Below are 16,419 nucleotides of genomic sequence, written 5' to 3'. Positions count from 1 at the left end.
TTTCATCTCCTCTTCATCTTTTAGTTTCTTATAGGAAATTCTTCCACATAAAAGGAGATTCAGAAATTTTATCTAACTTTTCTTTCTATTGTTCCCCCTCCTACAACAATATCTCCATCATAAAAAACTACTGACTGTCCTGGTGTAATAGCCCTTTGTGGATTGTCAAATTTCACAAAAACTTTGCCGTCTTCAAGTGGTCGTATTACTGCATCCTGTTCTTTTGCATTGTACCGTATCTTTGCTTTTACTCTCATTTCTCTTTCAAGTTTGTCAATTGAAATAAAATTATTATTGTAGGAAATGAGTTCATCCCCAAATACTTCGTCACCGTATCCTAATACTACCACATTATTTTCTGCATCAATATCGACAACATAGAGGGGTTTGCCAACAGAAATTCCTAAACCTTTCCTTTGTCCTATTGTATAATGTATAATCCCTTTATGATAGCCTAAAAATCTACCTCTCGTATCACGAAATTCTCCTGGTTTTATTTCTTCTTTGGCATTTTCTCTAATAAATTTTCCATAATCATTATCAGTTACAAAACAAATTTCTTGACTGTCTGGCTTTGATGCAACAGGCAGGCCTAAATTTTTAGCTAACTCTCTGACCTCATCTTTTTTATATTTACCCAGTGGAAACAAAATATGCTCAAGCTGAGTTTGAGTAAGATTATATAGTACATAAGTCTGGTCTTTGGAAGTATCTACAGATTTCTTTAATAAATACCTTCCTCTTTCTTCATCGTACTCTTTAACCGCATAATGGCCTGTTGCTACATAATATGCATCTATCATCCAGGCTCTTTTTAAAAGTTCTTCAAATTTTATATATTTATTACAAGCAATACATGGATTAGGAGTCCTACCTCTTAAATATTCATCTACAAAATAATCTATTACTTTTTCTTTAAAAACATCCTTAAAATTCATTACATAATATTTAATGCCAATCTTATTCGCTACTCTTCTGGCGTCATTAACAGCACTTAATGAACAACAGCCGCCTTCAACTCTTACGGCTTCCTCATCTTTGTCCTGCCATATTTGCATCGTAACACCTATAACATCAAATCCCTGCTCTTTTAAAAGATACGCTGAAACAGAGCTATCAACACCTCCGCTCATTCCCACAACTACTCTGTTATTCTTTTTCATAAAAAAATTTTCTAACCTCCTTGTAGATTCTCTCATACAATCTGTGATATTGACCTTAATCTTTTAACAATTTGTGGAAGTGCTTCTAAAACCTTATCTATATCTTCTTCAGTGTTATCTTTACCTATTGTAAGTCTCAAAGACCCTCGAGCTAATTCTTTTGAGAGCCCAATTGCCAGAAGCACATGAGATGGCTCAAGTGAACCAGAAGTGCATGCTGAACCACTTGAAGCACATATTCCTGCCATATCTAAGTTTAAAATAAGGGATTCGCCATCTATAAATTCAAATGATACATTAACATTGCCTGGAAGCCTTTTTGTTGGATGCCCGTTTAACCTCGTATAAGGTATTTTTTCTAATATTCCATTTATAAGTTTATCTCTTAAAAATGTAAGTTTATTTATATGAGAATCCAAATTTTTCGTGATAAGCTCTATCGCTTCCCCCAGTCCTACTATTCCTGGAACATTTTCAGTACCTGCTCTTCTATTTTTTTCCTGTGTTCCTCCCTGTATAAGCGAATGAATCTTTACCCCCTTCTTTATATATAATGCTCCCACGCCTTTAGGTCCATATATTTTATGGGCAGATAGAGATAACAAATCAACATCTAATTTTTTTACATCTATCGGTACATTTCCAACTGCTTGCACAGCATCAGTATGAAAATATATGTTTTTTTCATGAGCTATTTTGACAAGCTCCTCAATTGGCTCTATCGTACCTATCTCATTATTAGCAAACATTATAGAAACAAGGATTGTTTTATCTGTAATCGCCTTTTTTAAATCTTCAGGTTTTACAAGTCCATATTCGTCAACTGGAAGATATGTTACTTTGAATCCTTCTTTTTCAAGATATCGGCAAGTATGGAGCACTGCATGATGTTCAATTTCTGTTGTAATAATATGATTTCCTTTTTCTTTCAACGCATATGCTACACCTTTTAATGCCCAATTATCTGACTCAGACCCTCCACTGGTAAAATATATTTCCTCAGAATCTGCACCTAGTGCTTTTGCTACTTTTTCCCTCGCTTCTTCAATAGCTTTTTTCGCCTCTTGACCATGTGAATGTAAAGAAGAGGGATTACCAAAAACATCACTATAATATGGTAACATCGCCTCTAATACCCTTTTATCAACTGGAGTAGTCGCCGCATTGTCTAAATAAATTGTGCTCACAAAAATCGCCTCTCTCTATTTATCTTCTACTTCTTAGTATCTGTTCATATTCTGCATTTTTTATTCATTATGGAGTTCAATATTCAAAAAATTTGTGCATACTTAAATATCTTTCCCCAGTATCAGGCAACACAGTTACAACTCGTTTTCCTTTCCCGATGCGATTTGCAACTTCAATTGCCGCAAAAACATTTGCGCCTGAAGAAATACCACAAAGAATTCCTTCTTGTTTTGCAAGTTTCATTGACATCTCAAAAGCATCTCTCTCTTTTACCTTTATAATTTCATCGATAACGTCAAGATTTAATGTGTCGGGAATAAATCCAGCTCCTATTCCTTGTATCTTATGAGGTCCAGGTTTGCCGCCTGACAATACAGGAGATTCCTCTGGTTCTACTGCAAAAATCTTTATATCTTTGTTATATTGCTTTAAAACTTTCCCTACTCCGGATATTGTTCCCCCTGTGCCTACACCTGCTACAAATGCATCTACTATTCCATTTGTATCTTTTAATATTTCTTTTGCCGTTGTAAGCTCATGTATTTCTGGATTCGCAGAATTTTTAAACTGATCTAAAATTATATAATCAGGATTCAATTCCAAAATTTCTTGTGCCTTTTTTATGGCTCCTTTCATGCCCTCTGCACCGGGTGTTAAAACAAGCTCTGCTCCATATGACAAAAGTAAATTTCGTCGTTCTATACTCATCGTATCAGGCATGACAAGAATCAATTTATACCCTTTTACAGCACTGACCATTGCAAGACCAATGCCTGTATTTCCACTGGTAGCTTCAACAATTGTCCCACCAGGTTTTAATCTTCCTTCTTCCTCAGCCCTTTTTATCATATTTAATGCAATTCTGTCCTTAACGCTCCCACCTGGGTTAAAAGACTCTAATTTTACTATGACCTCCGCTGCATTTTCAGGAACAATTTTATTTAACCTAATCATAGGTGTATTGCCTATAAGCTGGGTTATATCCTCATAAATTTTGTCTTCTCTTTCAGACATAATTTTTTGCCTCCTTTTAATTCCGAGTATTCCGATAAGAATTATAAATTTTCTCTTCTTAAAGTATCACAATCTTATATCAATGTCAATAGATACTTTCAAAATTCAGTTTATTTATAGGCAAAAAAGTCACGAAGATTTCTGTGTTTCCATAAACTTAAGGGGCGGTTTTAAACCGCCCCAGTTAGCACACGCAATGCATTAAGGACTGCAAGGAGAGCAACACCAACGTCGGCGAATACAGCTTCCCACATTGTAGGAACCCCTAAAGCACCAAGTGCTAAAACTACTATTTTTACTCCCAGCGCAAGAAGGATATTTTCCCATACTATTAATTTTGTTTTTTTGGATATCTTTATCGCTGTTACCAGTTTTGAAGGTTCATCTGTCATTAAAACTACATCGGCTGCTTCTATAGCAACATCTGACCCGATTCCACCCATTGCAACACCAACATCAGCTCTCGCTAAAACCGGTGCATCATTTATGCCATCACCGACAAATATGAGTTTGCCCTTTTTATTGTTAGCATATAACTTCTCAAGTATACCAACTTTCTCATTTGGAAAAAGTTCTGAATACACTTCATCAATCCTTAATGAAGCAGCGATTTTATCGCTGATAGCTTTGTTATCCCCCGTAAGCATGACAATCCTCTTAATGCCCATTTCTCTTAGGCCTTCTATGGCTCTTGAGGAATCTTCTTTTACTTCATCGGATATGACGATATAACCAGAATATTTGTTATCTATAGCTACATGAATGATAGTACCTATTGAGTCACTGGTAACACAATCAATATTTTCGGCCTTCATTAATTTAGCATTACCTACAAGGACTTTTTTTCCATCTATATTTGCTCTTACGCCATTTCCTGAAATTTCTTCATACTTTTTTATTTTAGATCTGTCTACTTCTTTTCCATAGGCTTTTAAAATGGATTCTGCTATAGGATGGTTTGAAAAACTTTCGGCATATGCCGTATATTCTAAAAGCGCATCCCTACTTATACCATTTACAGGTTTAATTTCCGTTAACTTAAATACCCCTTTTGTAAGGGTACCTGTTTTATCAAATACAACAGTTTCTACATTGCTCAAAGCTTCCAAATAGTTGCTTCCTTTTACAATGATGCCATTTTTTGACGCAGCACCTATACCAGCAAAAAAGCTTAAGGGAATTGATAACACCAGTGCACAGGGGCATGATATTACAAGAAAAATAAGTGCTCTATACATAAATTGCTTAAAAGTTGCTCCTGGTATAATTAAAAGAGGAATTACTGCAATAATTAGTGCCAAAAAAACAACAATAGGAGTGTAATATTTCGCGAATTTTGTTATAAAATTCTCTGTAGAAGCTTTTCTACTGCTCGCCTTCTCAACTAGATCCAGTATTTTTGAAACGGTCGATTCGCCAAATTCTTGCGTTACTTCTATTGTGAGAAGGCCATTTTTGTTTATAAAGCCGCTTAAAACCTCTGAGCCTTCATAAACTTCTCTCAAAACAGACTCCCCAGTTAATGCAGAAGTATCAACCATTGACTTTCCATCAATTACTTTTCCGTCAAGCGGTATTCTTTCGCCAGGTTTCACTATGATGATATCTCCAGTTTTTACTTCTTCTGGTGAAACCCTTTTTATTTCATCTCCAATTTTTAAGTTAGCGTAATCGGGACGAATGTCCATTAACTCTTTAATAGACCTTTTCGAACGGTCAACAGCAGCATCCTGCAGAAGGTCACCAATCTGATAAAAAAGCATTACAGCTACACCTTCAGGATACTCTCCAATCGCAAAAGCACCGATTGTCGCTATGCTCATAAGAAAATGTTCATCGAAAACCTGCCCTTTTAAAATCTTTTTAGCAGCTGTTAAGATGACTTCTCCACCTACGATTATATAACTTATAAAAAATAAGGTAAATTTAACATAAACAGATAAATTAAATATCAATGCAACAGCAAACAAAATAGCAGAAATTCCATATCGAATGCCCCTTCTCAATAGCTCATTATCATCTTTAATCTTTTCATTTTCATATTCAATAATTTCAACATTTGGTTCTATATTTTTTACGAGTTTTTTCAATTCTTTTATCGTTTTTTCCAGCTCATATGAATCATCTATTTCAACGGAAAGCTTGCTGTTGACAAAATCACAATTAGCATAAGTCACACCCTCTATCCTTTTCACACCCTCTTCTATTTTGGCAGCACAGCTTGCGCAATCAAGCCCTTTTAAAATAAATGACTTGTTATTATTTTGCACATTACTCACCCTCTATTCATTCACTCATTAATATGATTAAATCCCTGCTCAAATATTTTCTTTACATGGTCATCCGCTAAAGAATAATACACTACTTTTCCTTCTTTTTTAAATTTCACTAATTTATTTTGCTTTAATACTCGAAGTTGGTGGGAAACAGCAGACTGGCTCATGCCAAGAAGTGCCGCAATGTCACAAACACACATCTCTGATTCAAATAACGCACAGAGTATTTTTATCCTTGTAGTATCCCCAAATACTTTGAATAATTCTGCAAGGTCATATAATTTTGTTTCTTCGGGCATAATTTCTTTTACTTTGTTTACAATATCTTCATGTATTATAGTAACTTCACAAGCCTCTGCTTTATTTCCTTTCTCCTTCATAAAAAGCACCTCAATACTTGAACATATGAATAATTGTTCATATATTAGTATATAATTATTTTTCCCTCATGTCAATATCAGAAATCTGATGAATGTTATTATTCTGTGATATTGCCATATTAAAAGTATTCTGCGATAATGTCAGTATGAAAAGGGGAGAAATAATATGGCAAAGAGGGAATTACAAAAATTAATCATCATTCAAAAAAACAAATGCAAGAACACTAACAGTGAGGGAAGCTGCATTGTAAGCCATAAAGTGGTATTGTCTTTTTTTGTTATTTTACAGGGAATAATTGTATTTGTATACTACTAATGTAAACTACTTTCCTATTGTTAAAGCTGTCTTATGGTAATAAATTCTATTTTTGGGTTAATTATTACGATAACAATGACATTTTCGGTGAATAGTTTTTAATGAAATGCCACGCTCCATCAATTGAAGTAAGTTCAAAAGTAATGCCTGCAAAAACTAGTGCAGAAACAGAATGCACAACATTTAAACCAAGATAAAAATAACTAAAGAAAACCATTGATAAGTATTCAACGTTTCAGACTTTAGACATAACAGAAAAGTCTCCGCATTTACAAAGCTTACAATGCAGGTATTACTGATATTACAATTATCGCAATTGTTACCAATCCAAAGTGGTCTCTCACTATTTGCAGATTCATATAGAAGACCCTTTCCCTATTAATATATAATACAAATCAATTTAAAGATGCCTGCATGCAATGATATAATCATTTTTCTTCAAGTCGTTTTTTTCGTTCAAGATATTCTTCTTCGCTTATTTCCCCTCTTGCATATCTTTCTTTTAAAATTTCTATCGCATCCCTCTCTTTGTTTCTATTTTTTGTGCCTCGAAATAATGATATAATAAGATATATTGCAGCAACTATTAAACCTATCTCTATTGCCATCCAGACAATGCTCCAAATAAATCCACCTATTCCATATCCCCAGCCCCAGCCATACATCATTCTCATCATAATGTTTTCACCATCCCTTCTTCCTTTCAAAAATAATTATACACCGCCATTATGAAAAACTTATGAACCAGTTTTTATAGGGGAATTTTAACAATAAACTTACTCCCTTTATTTATCTCGCTTTCAACGCTTATTTCGCCTCCATGGGCTAGTACTATAGCTTTTGCAATCGAAAGCCCTATTCCACTTCCACCTGTTTCACGATTTCTTGATTTTTCTCCTCTGTAAAACCTTTCAAAAATAAAAGGAATATCATCTTTTGATATGCCCATTCCATTATCTTCTATTACAAATACTGCATAATCACCATCTTTATAAAAGTCTATTTTTATTTTGCCACCTACAGGAGTATATTTATTTGAATTTGATATTAGGTTAACGAAGACCTGTGCTATCCTGTCCTTATCACCAAACAACATAATGTTATCTTCGATGTTCTTTACAACTTCTTGTTCTTTTTCAGCAAAAGATGCTTCAAAATTTGTCAAAATGCTCTTTACTAATTCGCTTGCATCAAATTTGATTTTATTAAGCTTTAACATATCAGATTCAAATTTATTCAATGTTTCAAGGTCTTTTACAATATTTATAAGCCTTAAGACCTCTTCATTTAAACTCTTCAATCTTTCATGCGTCGGCTCCCAAATCCCATCAAGCATTGCTTCAATATGACTCTGCAATGTTGTCAATGGTGTTCTAAGCTCATGTGCAATGTCAGAGGTCATTTGTTTTCTTAGTATTTCTTGATTTTTTAAAGATTCTCCAAGGTGGTTTATTGCAGCTGTGAGCTTAAATAGCTCATCTTCTTTAGGTATATCATAAACCTTTGCAGTAAAATCACCTTTTTCAAGCTTTTTAGCAACTTCCGTAATATTAATTAACGGTTTTGTAATATAATTTGACACATAAATACTTATAGTCAATGCTATAAAAAGAGCTATCAATGTTGCTATAATATTATATCTGCTAATATCACATAAAAACTTAAAATCCAAGTCACTCATCATTATCGGCCCATAATAAATTATATCTACATATCCCACTGTTTTTTCATCTACAATGATGGGAAGAGTTTTTTCAGAAATATTTTTCTTATTCCATTTTCCCATCATATTCATCATATATGACATTGAAGAAAAATCCCATATAATTTTGCCATCTTTATCTCTAAGCCTTAATCCATATCCTTTCATCATAGCTGCATGAGCAATTTCACGCCCTGTTGTACTTTTCCAACCTCCCTCAGATTTATACACTGCAGCAAGAGTGTTAGCTATATTGCTAAATTCTTTATCTGTTGACTTTGTAACATAATTTCCAAAGCTATTTATTATTAAGATGTTTGTTGTAATACTTACAATAACAATCGATATAAGAGCTATTGAAATAAATACAATAGCCGTCCTTGTTCTTAAATTATTTCTAAACATTTCCATCACCAAATTTATATCCAACGCCATACACCGTTTTAATATACACTGGATTTTTCGTATCGTCTTCAATTTTTTGTCTTAAATTTTTAATATGTGCATCAATCGTCCTGTCATAGCCTTCATAGTCAAATCCCATAACTTTTTCAATTAATTCTTCTCTTGTAAAGACCCTATTTGGATTGCGAATTAGAATCTTTAAAATTTTAAATTCATTTGGAGTAAGATTTACAACCACACCCTTTTTCCTCACTGTATGTGCTCTTAAATCAACCACAAGGTCATCATTATTAAAAGACATTACTTCAGCAAGAGGCACATCATCAGTTGTTCTTCTTAATATTGCTTTTACTCTCATAACCAATTCGCGTGGGCTGAATGGTTTTGTAATATAGTCATCAGCACCTATAGAAAATCCATTAATTTTATCACTTTCTTGAACTTTTGCTGTAAGCATCAATATCGGAACATTGGAAAACTGACGTAACCTTTTACACAGTTCCTCTCCTGAAATACCTGGCAACATGAGGTCCAATATAACAAGGTCTGGTTTTTCTTTTTTGAATGTATCTAAAACGTTATTGCCATTGGTTTCGGTAATAACGCTAAATCCCTCATGTTCAAGATATGACTTTACAACTTCCAGTATTTTTATTTCGTCATCAACAACAAATATCTTTTTACCCATTTTTCAACCATCCTTTATCATTTTATTGTAAAATTATGAATAATGTATGAAAATAGCTTGATAAATTTCTTTCTTCATATATTATACATCACGGCTTATGAAAATCTAACCATCTATTTTTAGAAATCATTCTAATTAAGCTGTATTTACCAACAGTTTATATCTTTTTTCTCTTCATATTTTCTTCAAAAGTAAGTTTTAAAATAAAGGTGAAAGCAAGTTAACAATTTTTCGATAAATAGAAAGGAGTTGAAAAGTATGGGTCTTATATTAATCTTGGCAATTGGCTTTTATTTGTACAAAACAGGTGACCTGCAAAGAATGATTAATAATTTACATGAAAGCAAAAATTACCAAACAAACGAAGCAAAAAGAATACTCGATATACGCTTGGCTAAAGGTGAAATTACAGAAGAAGAGTATAACAAATTAAAAATATTTTGTAAAATTTAAATATTTAGAGAGGAGGAGAAAATAATGTTTGGAGGATATATGATGGGTGGTTTAGGTCGTTGGTTTGGAGGATATTATCCTTGTGGTTACGGAACTTGGTTCGGTGGTGGACTTACCAATATATTGTTCTTAATTTTAATAGGTGTAGTAATTTACTTGCTAGTAAAACAGATTAGAAATGTTAACTTTTTTAAAAAACACGATACAGATCCTAATAATGAAGCATTAGAAATTGCCAAGTTAAGATACGTTCGCGGTGAAATCACTTTAGACGAATATACAGAAATAGTAAAAATGTTAAAAAAATAAACCAAATAATTTAATATTATTGTTGTTACATCATAGTGTAAAATTATCGTAGGATTTTTTAAGTAAAAAAATAAACAAGAGACAACCCCTGTGATAAAATAGAATTTGCAAACACAAAATCACAGAAAGGAGTTGTCTCTTGTGAACAATAATCTAAATAATATTATACTACAATTTGCATTGGATTTCAGTAATGATATGATGAAAATATTTAAAAAGAGTTAGAAGAAGGGATGGATTTAACTGAGATTATTCCGGAAATCAAGAAAAAGTCAGATGAATTAGGAGCGAAGGTAGCTGTGCTATTTATAGAGGAATTAGACAAGATAATAAAAGAGGACAAAAAGGAGTATTATACATAGAAGCGGATGAAGACCATGTAGCTTTACAAGATGGAAAAAAGAAATGCCAAGGCTTGTATACATACATGAAGGAAGAGAAACAAAAAATGGTAGGAATAAACTAAAGAACGTCTATTACAAAACATATGTAGGAGAAGAATGTACTGGCCCCTATTTATTTGGACTTAAACGACTAAAACTCCTCGGCTCGCATTGTTTCGTAAAATTTCTTTGTAAAACTTGCTTGGCGGAATTGGATTTATGTGGATTTATGTCAATATAGTAGACACAAAAACTCGAAATTTTTATGCTGACTTTTTAATCAAAACCTCAAATTGTTGCGGAGTCATATACCCTATACTACTATGTAGTCTCTTTCTATTATACCAGGATTCAATATACTCGAATATAGCAAGTCTGGCAGTATCAAAATCATAGTAAGTAGCTAAATTTACTTCTTCCTTTTTTAAAGAAGCATGAAAAGATTCTATACATGCATTATCATAAGGGCATCCTTTGTGACTAAATGAGTGTTTTATGTTACCTTTGGATAATATATATTCTTGAAATTTGGTGCTTGTATACTGTGAACCTAAATCACTATGGAGTATAAGCTTTCCCTGTGGCTTTTGAGCATTATAGGCATTTTCTACAGCACGAATAGCAAGCTCTGTATCCATCGTTTTAGAAAACGCATAGCCAATGACTTTCTTGGTATAAAGATCTATTACTGTGGCAAGGTAACACCATTTGTCCTTGACAGTGTAAATATGCGTTATATAGGAGCTCCTTAAAACCTTTAAAACTTCACACATTTATTTAACATCATAATATTTTTTATTTTCCTCAATAAACTCAAATATAGAGCTTACTCCTTTTCGAATATGGCCATGGCTTTTTTTAATATTTCATTCTCCTCTTCAAGTCTTGCCATCTTCTTTAACATAGCCTGATATTCTTCTACTGTAATTGTTGTGCCTTTGTTGTCTATATTTATTGGTTTTGCTTTTTTTAACCAACCTGATATTGTGGATTTTGAGATGCCATATTCGCTTGAAAGCTCTGATAGACTTTTACCATGGTTATACAACTCTACTATAGTATTCTTGAATTCATCATTATATTTTCTTTGTCCTCTTGGCATTTTGTAGACACTTCCTCTCTTTATATTTTTATTTTATCCTGTTCGAGTTAAAGTGTCTACAATAATATACTAACACCAATTCTCCATGAAATACTTTATATAGACATAAATTTAGGTGCAAACCCAGCTTCTAGTTTAGCGTCCAACTTTAAGATGTACTAATAGCTACATAATTTTGATCCTAAAATATTCTATATATTCCTATTTTTTAAACATAATAGCTAAATATGATTTACTATTTATTAGTTAACTTTATATAATTGTGTAAAAATGGATTGAACCTTTCCCTACCCTGCAGTTAAAACTAAAGTAATTAAAGCTAAAAAACTAACTATAAAGGTGGTAAATAGCTCAATATATCATATTTATCCATTATTAAACAATATTACATTAGTTTAACTCTCACAAACTATATAAACCATATCCCAAACTCTTAATTCTGGTATAACAAATCTAATAGCTTTCCCATGTTCATGAGGTACATATTCATAATCCAGTTTCTTCGGTTTACCAGAATCAATGTCTGGTGATGCTAAATATACACCTTTTACACTTTCTGCTACAAGTACAGTAGCTTCAATATTATTTATAATTTTGGGCCTTATCTCCTTGCCCTCATTCCATTTCATGCTTTGTACTCCAGTAAAGTTGACAAGATGTATTATTTTATATCCCTCTTTTTCCTTTACCAGAGTCCATACACTATTCTTTTCAGCTTTTGGTGAAAACTTTGTACCTTTAAAAACATACTCAGTATTTATTCCTCCAGTATATGTCATGGTATTATCAACAATGTTAAAATCATATAAGAATTCTTCATATCTTACAATAAAATCATAATAGTCTCTTAACTCTCTAATAAATCTTTCACTGTCTATTGTTGTATAATTAGGGTAATAGGCCTCTGTTAATATGCCGTTTAATTCACCAAGCAAAAGGTGAAAACCACCGCTTGCAAATATTGTAGCCATCACCATAATTGTAGCATTTTCTGCATATTCTATCGGTATATTTGACCTCTTTGAAAAAGGCTCCATATATGCTGCAAGAATAACCTGCTTATCAGGAGCATATTTTTTCGCATTTGTAATTAAATTATATAAATCCTGATACGTATCATTTGGAGGCCATACTTCTATATATACAACGTCTTGTTTTGCACTTGCTACTGTATCAATAGGCCAGTTATTTACAGCATTAAAAATTAAGGCAGGTTTATATCCGTTTTTCTCAATATACTCCCTTGTATCATTTATTAAAACAGTAAATTCGTCCCTTAGCTTTCTTATTTTTTTAACCTGGTCAGTAACACTCAATGCCTCTTTGGGGAAACCGTACTGGTCCATGTGTATACCATCAAATCCAAATTTAATGGCCTTTAAAAATTCAGATATTATGTGATCATGCCATCCACATTTCTTTGATATATCCATAATGTAAATCAAATTTATAAGATCAAAAACAGTTCCATCATTTTTATACAGTGCCCAAACTTTATGCTCCTCATAAAATTCCTTTTCACAGCCATAAACAGCACCATAAGCAATAGCCATCATACCAAATTTGTGAGCATAATCAATTTTCTGTTTTACCACATCAATTGACAAATTCCTACCAAGAGGATCAGCAAAACTATTAGTCGGGGGTAACAGTTCATGATGTCTATACATCCAGTCATAAAACTGTACTACATTTATATGATATTTGTTCAACTGTACTAAATCTTTATCATCGTTTTTATCTCTATCAAAAAAATCCGATAGAAAACCGTATCTCGGTGCTAATTTCCATGACTCGGTAATATCAAACGATGTTGATAAACTGTTAATCTTTTCATTATTCCTGTACAAATCCACTTCAACCCCAAAGCCCATCATTTCTTTTTCGTTTTTTTCTATATTAAACTCAAAAACAACTTTTTCGTCATGCAATTTTAATTCTTTTTCTGTTTTATAAAGTATGTCATGAAAATTTAAAACAGTACACGATACAGTATAGTTACCTAAATCATCCGTTACCTCAAATGTTGCAATAATTTCAACTTTTTCACCAGGCCTATATTGTGATTTTGACGGATACACATCTTTAATCCTCAAGTTGTACACCTGCCTTTTTAAGTTCATAGTCAAGTACTAAATACATAGCGTGTGACCACAATAATGGCTTTGCAATATTACCCCACTTATTAACCCAATAGGGATAATAAACTTCATTATTTAAATGATAAGGTACCTGTTCTGGCAGATATCCATTTTCATCCGCTTGCTCTTCTATCCATTTTTTTACTTCTTCCGCTTTTTTATAATCACCTGATTTGCAATAGTAAAGCCCCATCCATGCAGATAATAATATCCATTGGCCGCCACCATAATAAGTATCTTTTCTATAGCGGTGCATTCCCCCATTGTGTAAAAGTTCTTTTTCTATTCTTTTAATTGTATTTAGAAATATCTCATCATTTACATCAACTACTTCAAAAGGTATTGCCAGCCATATCAAACTACTGTCAACACTATTGCTTCCTACGTATTTTACAAAACTATTTTCAACAACACAGTTTGTCAAAATATAGGTCTTTATTTTATTCGCTAATTCTTTAACTTTATCATCATTTAAATACTTGTTTATAGAATTAAGTCCCCCATAAAGGCATGCTAGTGTAGAGGTATGTATTTTATCACTATTTTCTTCCCATACATCAAAATTAGGATAATACCATAAATTATCAATGTATTTAATTGTAATATCTATGCTTTTGAAAAAATCATTTATAAGTTCCGTTTTACCTGTAATTTTTATATGTTCTGATAATCCCCAAAGCCATGTACCATATCCATCAAGTTGAAAATTACCCCATCCACTATCTTTCTCTTCATAACCTTCCAGCGTATATCGCGCATAAAGAAAGTCATTCGGTTCAAGTTTATTGCCATTTTTTATTTTCTCTATAATTTTATCCACTTTATAACTATATTTTATTATCACTTCATTTACCCAACGATAAAATTTCTCTGCTTCAGCATACTGACCCATTAAATCCATAGAATACGCAATGAAACTGCCATCTCTCAACCAACTGAAATGATATGTTGGGAATGAAGGTGATGCTATAAATGAACCATGTTCTGATTGATTATTTTTAATAATTTTAATACTCTTTTCTACCAAATTTTCCATTTCAATTCCTCCAAAAATTATTTTTTAATAAATATCATGTCCCAGTATTGCAGTTCAGGAACAGATATTTCCAGATATTTACCTTTACTATCTTCCTTCTTTTTAAATTGAAGTTTCATAACCTTACCATCATTAATATCTGGTGAAGCAAGATAAACATTTTTAATATTATCATTCTCTAAGTAATACTTCACCTTAAAATCTTTTATTATAGGTGGCGCGCTATAATTCCCTAGATCATCTCTCCAGTTCGAAACCTCAATACCAAGTAAATTTATCATGTGTATAACATCATACCCATCTTTTTGTTTCGCATATGTCCATACTGTTCGTGCTGAACCATTGTTACTTATCTCAATTCCAGGTATCTCTATTTTGTTATCTGATTCTTTAAGCCCATCTCTTAACAGATTTTCATATGCTGTTAAAAAGTCATAGTAATTTCTCATAGCTTTTACAAGTGATTCCGACATTTTTAAATTTGCTGACGGAAAATACTCTTTTGAAAGCATTCCCGTATCACCAAGCTCAATATGGTCGCCACCAGCAGCAAATATTGCAGCATCAGTAAGTCTTACACTATGTTTATTAAATTCAGCACTTCTATCTGCAATGCCATAATTCATATACGCAGCTACAACAGTAGCTTTCTTGCCATCAGAATAATTATATCCATTATCGACAGTTTGTTTTAAAAAGTTATAATGAGCTCTTGCCGGCGGCCAAATTTCCACATATAAAAAGTCTACGTCAGCACCAGACGCAACATTAATAAGACCATATTCATTTACAGTATTGCATACTATTCTTTTCCCTAATGCATTTTTCGCATTGTTTAGAAAATCTGCATACGTAAAAGATAGTTCTACTGGATTTCCGTTGTAGTCATAAACCATACCTCTTGGCCCTAATGTATCTACATGCCATACATCAAAGTTATAAACCCTAAAAGCATCTTTTTCAGCATTAAAAATGTAGTTTTGCCAGTCTTTATTTGCAGGATTAAAAAGGTACAATCTATCTGTCGCCCATGTATGTGGAAGTGGATGGTTATCTTGTTCTTCATGATTGGGATCTTTATAAAGACCCCACTCTGGTTTCGCCCCGTCTTTTACATAATCGAAATATCCTCCATACATAAGATTATAATTTGCAACCATTATGTTTTTAGAGTGAGCAAGTTCAATGTAGTCCTTAACTGTCTGGCCATAGATATCCCTGTTTGCTATGTCTTTCCATTTTGGATCTGGGTTTTCAACTGTCCCGGCTAACGGCTTGTTATGTTTGTATTGCCAGTCATAAAACAATAATCCGTTTAAATGATATTTATTAAGGACTTCAATAATAAGGGCAGATTTTTCCTTACTCTGTTCCGGAAAATTAGCTATATATCCGTATCTTGGGAATTTTGACCAATCAGAAGAAACATCCACAGCAGTATTCTTGTTATCTATTGCTTTATTTCCTTTTACGGCATAGACTTCCACTAAATATCCTTTAAAATCATCTTTCGGAGCTTCCCAAAATATATTCAATTGTTTTTTCTGACCACTTTTTATATTTACTTGTATTTTTGCTTTCCCCACAATACTCTCAAGATGTTTATAAAAAATATAAATCGTTCCACGAAAATCTTCTTGTAGTTCATTATTCAATTCTATCTTTATGGTTACTTTATCACTTGGATAATATCTTGCTTTATCTGTATATACATCGCTTATTAGTTTGCCTTTTGTTAAAGCTACTATATTATTGTCATCTTTAAAACTAAAAATATTACTATACATGTAGAGTGCTCCAAATATAGCAGTTGATATTATTAATATTAACGCAATAATCTTTTTACTCAATTTTTAATCCTCT

General features: G+C 32.6%; 14 protein-coding genes and 3 pseudogenes. 5 read left to right on the top strand and 12 right to left on the bottom strand.

The genetic code is table 11. The annotated features are described in order from the left end of the window. Positions 1 to 68: 68 nt before the first annotated feature. From mnmA to TETH514_RS03915, 5 genes are all read right to left on the bottom strand, one after another. Positions 69 to 1,163 (bottom strand): tRNA 2-thiouridine(34) synthase MnmA, encoded by a 1,095-nt coding sequence (gene mnmA, locus TETH514_RS03935; protein ID WP_038016936.1) that lies wholly within the window; start codon positions 1,161 to 1,163, stop codon positions 69 to 71. 32 nt (positions 1,164 to 1,195) lie between these two features. Beyond that, on the bottom strand, positions 1,196 to 2,350 hold the full coding sequence (gene nifS, locus TETH514_RS03930) for a cysteine desulfurase NifS (protein ID WP_009053003.1): 1,155 nt from the start codon (positions 2,348 to 2,350) through the stop codon (positions 1,196 to 1,198). Between the two features lie 76 nt (positions 2,351 to 2,426). Further along, positions 2,427 to 3,365: a cysteine synthase A gene (gene cysK / locus TETH514_RS03925; RefSeq protein WP_009053004.1), complete on the bottom strand. Its 939-nt coding sequence runs from the start codon at positions 3,363 to 3,365 to the stop codon at positions 2,427 to 2,429. Positions 3,366 to 3,535: 170 nt separating this feature from the next. Further along, entirely contained in the window at positions 3,536 to 5,635 is a 2,100-nt protein-coding gene (locus tag TETH514_RS03920) for a heavy metal translocating P-type ATPase (RefSeq protein ID WP_009053005.1), read from the bottom strand. A 20-nt stretch (positions 5,636 to 5,655) separates the two neighbouring features. Further along, complete coding sequence (locus tag TETH514_RS03915; RefSeq protein ID WP_009053006.1) at positions 5,656 to 6,021, bottom strand: helix-turn-helix transcriptional regulator; 366 nt, start codon at positions 6,019 to 6,021, stop codon at positions 5,656 to 5,658. A gap of 417 nt (positions 6,022 to 6,438) precedes the next feature. Between TETH514_RS03915 and TETH514_RS12225 the strand changes: the two are divergent. After that, positions 6,439 to 6,534, top strand: a pseudogene (locus TETH514_RS12225) (DUF1540 domain-containing protein); the annotation flags it as partial. A 231-nt stretch (positions 6,535 to 6,765) separates the two neighbouring features. On the opposite strand, the gene TETH514_RS03910 reads toward TETH514_RS12225, so the two are convergent. From TETH514_RS03910 to TETH514_RS03900, 3 genes are all read right to left on the bottom strand, one after another. Continuing rightward, positions 6,766 to 7,014: an SHOCT domain-containing protein gene (locus TETH514_RS03910; RefSeq protein WP_009053008.1), complete on the bottom strand. Its 249-nt coding sequence runs from the start codon at positions 7,012 to 7,014 to the stop codon at positions 6,766 to 6,768. A 74-nt stretch (positions 7,015 to 7,088) separates the two neighbouring features. After that, positions 7,089 to 8,474, bottom strand: coding sequence for an ATP-binding protein (locus tag TETH514_RS03905; protein ID WP_003868306.1), 1,386 nt, complete (start codon positions 8,472 to 8,474; stop codon positions 7,089 to 7,091). Beyond that, positions 8,437 to 9,132, bottom strand: coding sequence for a response regulator transcription factor (locus tag TETH514_RS03900; RefSeq protein ID WP_009052962.1), 696 nt, complete (start codon positions 9,130 to 9,132; stop codon positions 8,437 to 8,439). The genes TETH514_RS03905 and TETH514_RS03900 overlap by 38 nt, the downstream gene beginning before the upstream one ends. 258 nt (positions 9,133 to 9,390) lie before the next feature. Here TETH514_RS03900 and TETH514_RS03895 point away from each other — a divergent pair, with 258 nt between their 5' ends. The 4 genes and pseudogenes from TETH514_RS03895 to TETH514_RS13125 all read left to right on the top strand — a co-directional run. Further along, positions 9,391 to 9,585: a hypothetical protein gene (locus TETH514_RS03895; RefSeq protein ID WP_009052963.1), complete on the top strand. Its 195-nt coding sequence runs from the start codon at positions 9,391 to 9,393 to the stop codon at positions 9,583 to 9,585. A gap of 24 nt (positions 9,586 to 9,609) precedes the next feature. Further along, on the top strand, positions 9,610 to 9,894 hold the full coding sequence (locus TETH514_RS03890) for an SHOCT domain-containing protein (RefSeq protein ID WP_003868303.1): 285 nt from the start codon (positions 9,610 to 9,612) through the stop codon (positions 9,892 to 9,894). 233 nt (positions 9,895 to 10,127) lie between these two features. Next, positions 10,128 to 10,256, top strand: coding sequence for a hypothetical protein (locus tag TETH514_RS13130; protein ID WP_003868302.1), 129 nt, complete (start codon positions 10,128 to 10,130; stop codon positions 10,254 to 10,256). Beyond that, a pseudogene (locus TETH514_RS13125) lies at positions 10,241 to 10,395 on the top strand (UPF0236 family transposase-like protein); the annotation flags it as partial. The gene TETH514_RS13130 and the pseudogene TETH514_RS13125, both read left to right, overlap by 16 nt. Before the next feature lie 145 nt (positions 10,396 to 10,540). Here TETH514_RS13125 and TETH514_RS12530 read toward each other — a convergent pair. From TETH514_RS12530 to TETH514_RS03865, 4 genes and pseudogenes are all read right to left on the bottom strand, one after another. Further along, positions 10,541 to 11,379, bottom strand: a pseudogene (locus tag TETH514_RS12530) (IS3 family transposase). 395 nt (positions 11,380 to 11,774) lie between these two features. Further along, complete coding sequence (locus tag TETH514_RS03875; RefSeq protein WP_009052965.1) at positions 11,775 to 13,460, bottom strand: glycoside hydrolase family 66 protein; 1,686 nt, start codon at positions 13,458 to 13,460, stop codon at positions 11,775 to 11,777. A gap of 4 nt (positions 13,461 to 13,464) precedes the next feature. Then, on the bottom strand, positions 13,465 to 14,556 hold the full coding sequence (locus tag TETH514_RS03870) for a glycoside hydrolase family 15 protein (protein ID WP_003868298.1): 1,092 nt from the start codon (positions 14,554 to 14,556) through the stop codon (positions 13,465 to 13,467). 17 nt (positions 14,557 to 14,573) lie between these two features. Further along, on the bottom strand, positions 14,574 to 16,406 hold the full coding sequence (locus TETH514_RS03865; protein WP_009052966.1) for a glycoside hydrolase family 66 protein: 1,833 nt from the start codon (positions 16,404 to 16,406) through the stop codon (positions 14,574 to 14,576). Positions 16,407 to 16,419: the final 13 nt, after the last annotated feature.

Origin of the sequence: Thermoanaerobacter sp. X514 (assembly GCF_000019065.1) — a bacterium.
Lineage (GTDB): Bacteria > Bacillota > Thermoanaerobacteria > Thermoanaerobacterales > Thermoanaerobacteraceae > Thermoanaerobacter > Thermoanaerobacter pseudethanolicus.
This window is presented reverse-complemented; position numbering and strand designations above follow the sequence as displayed.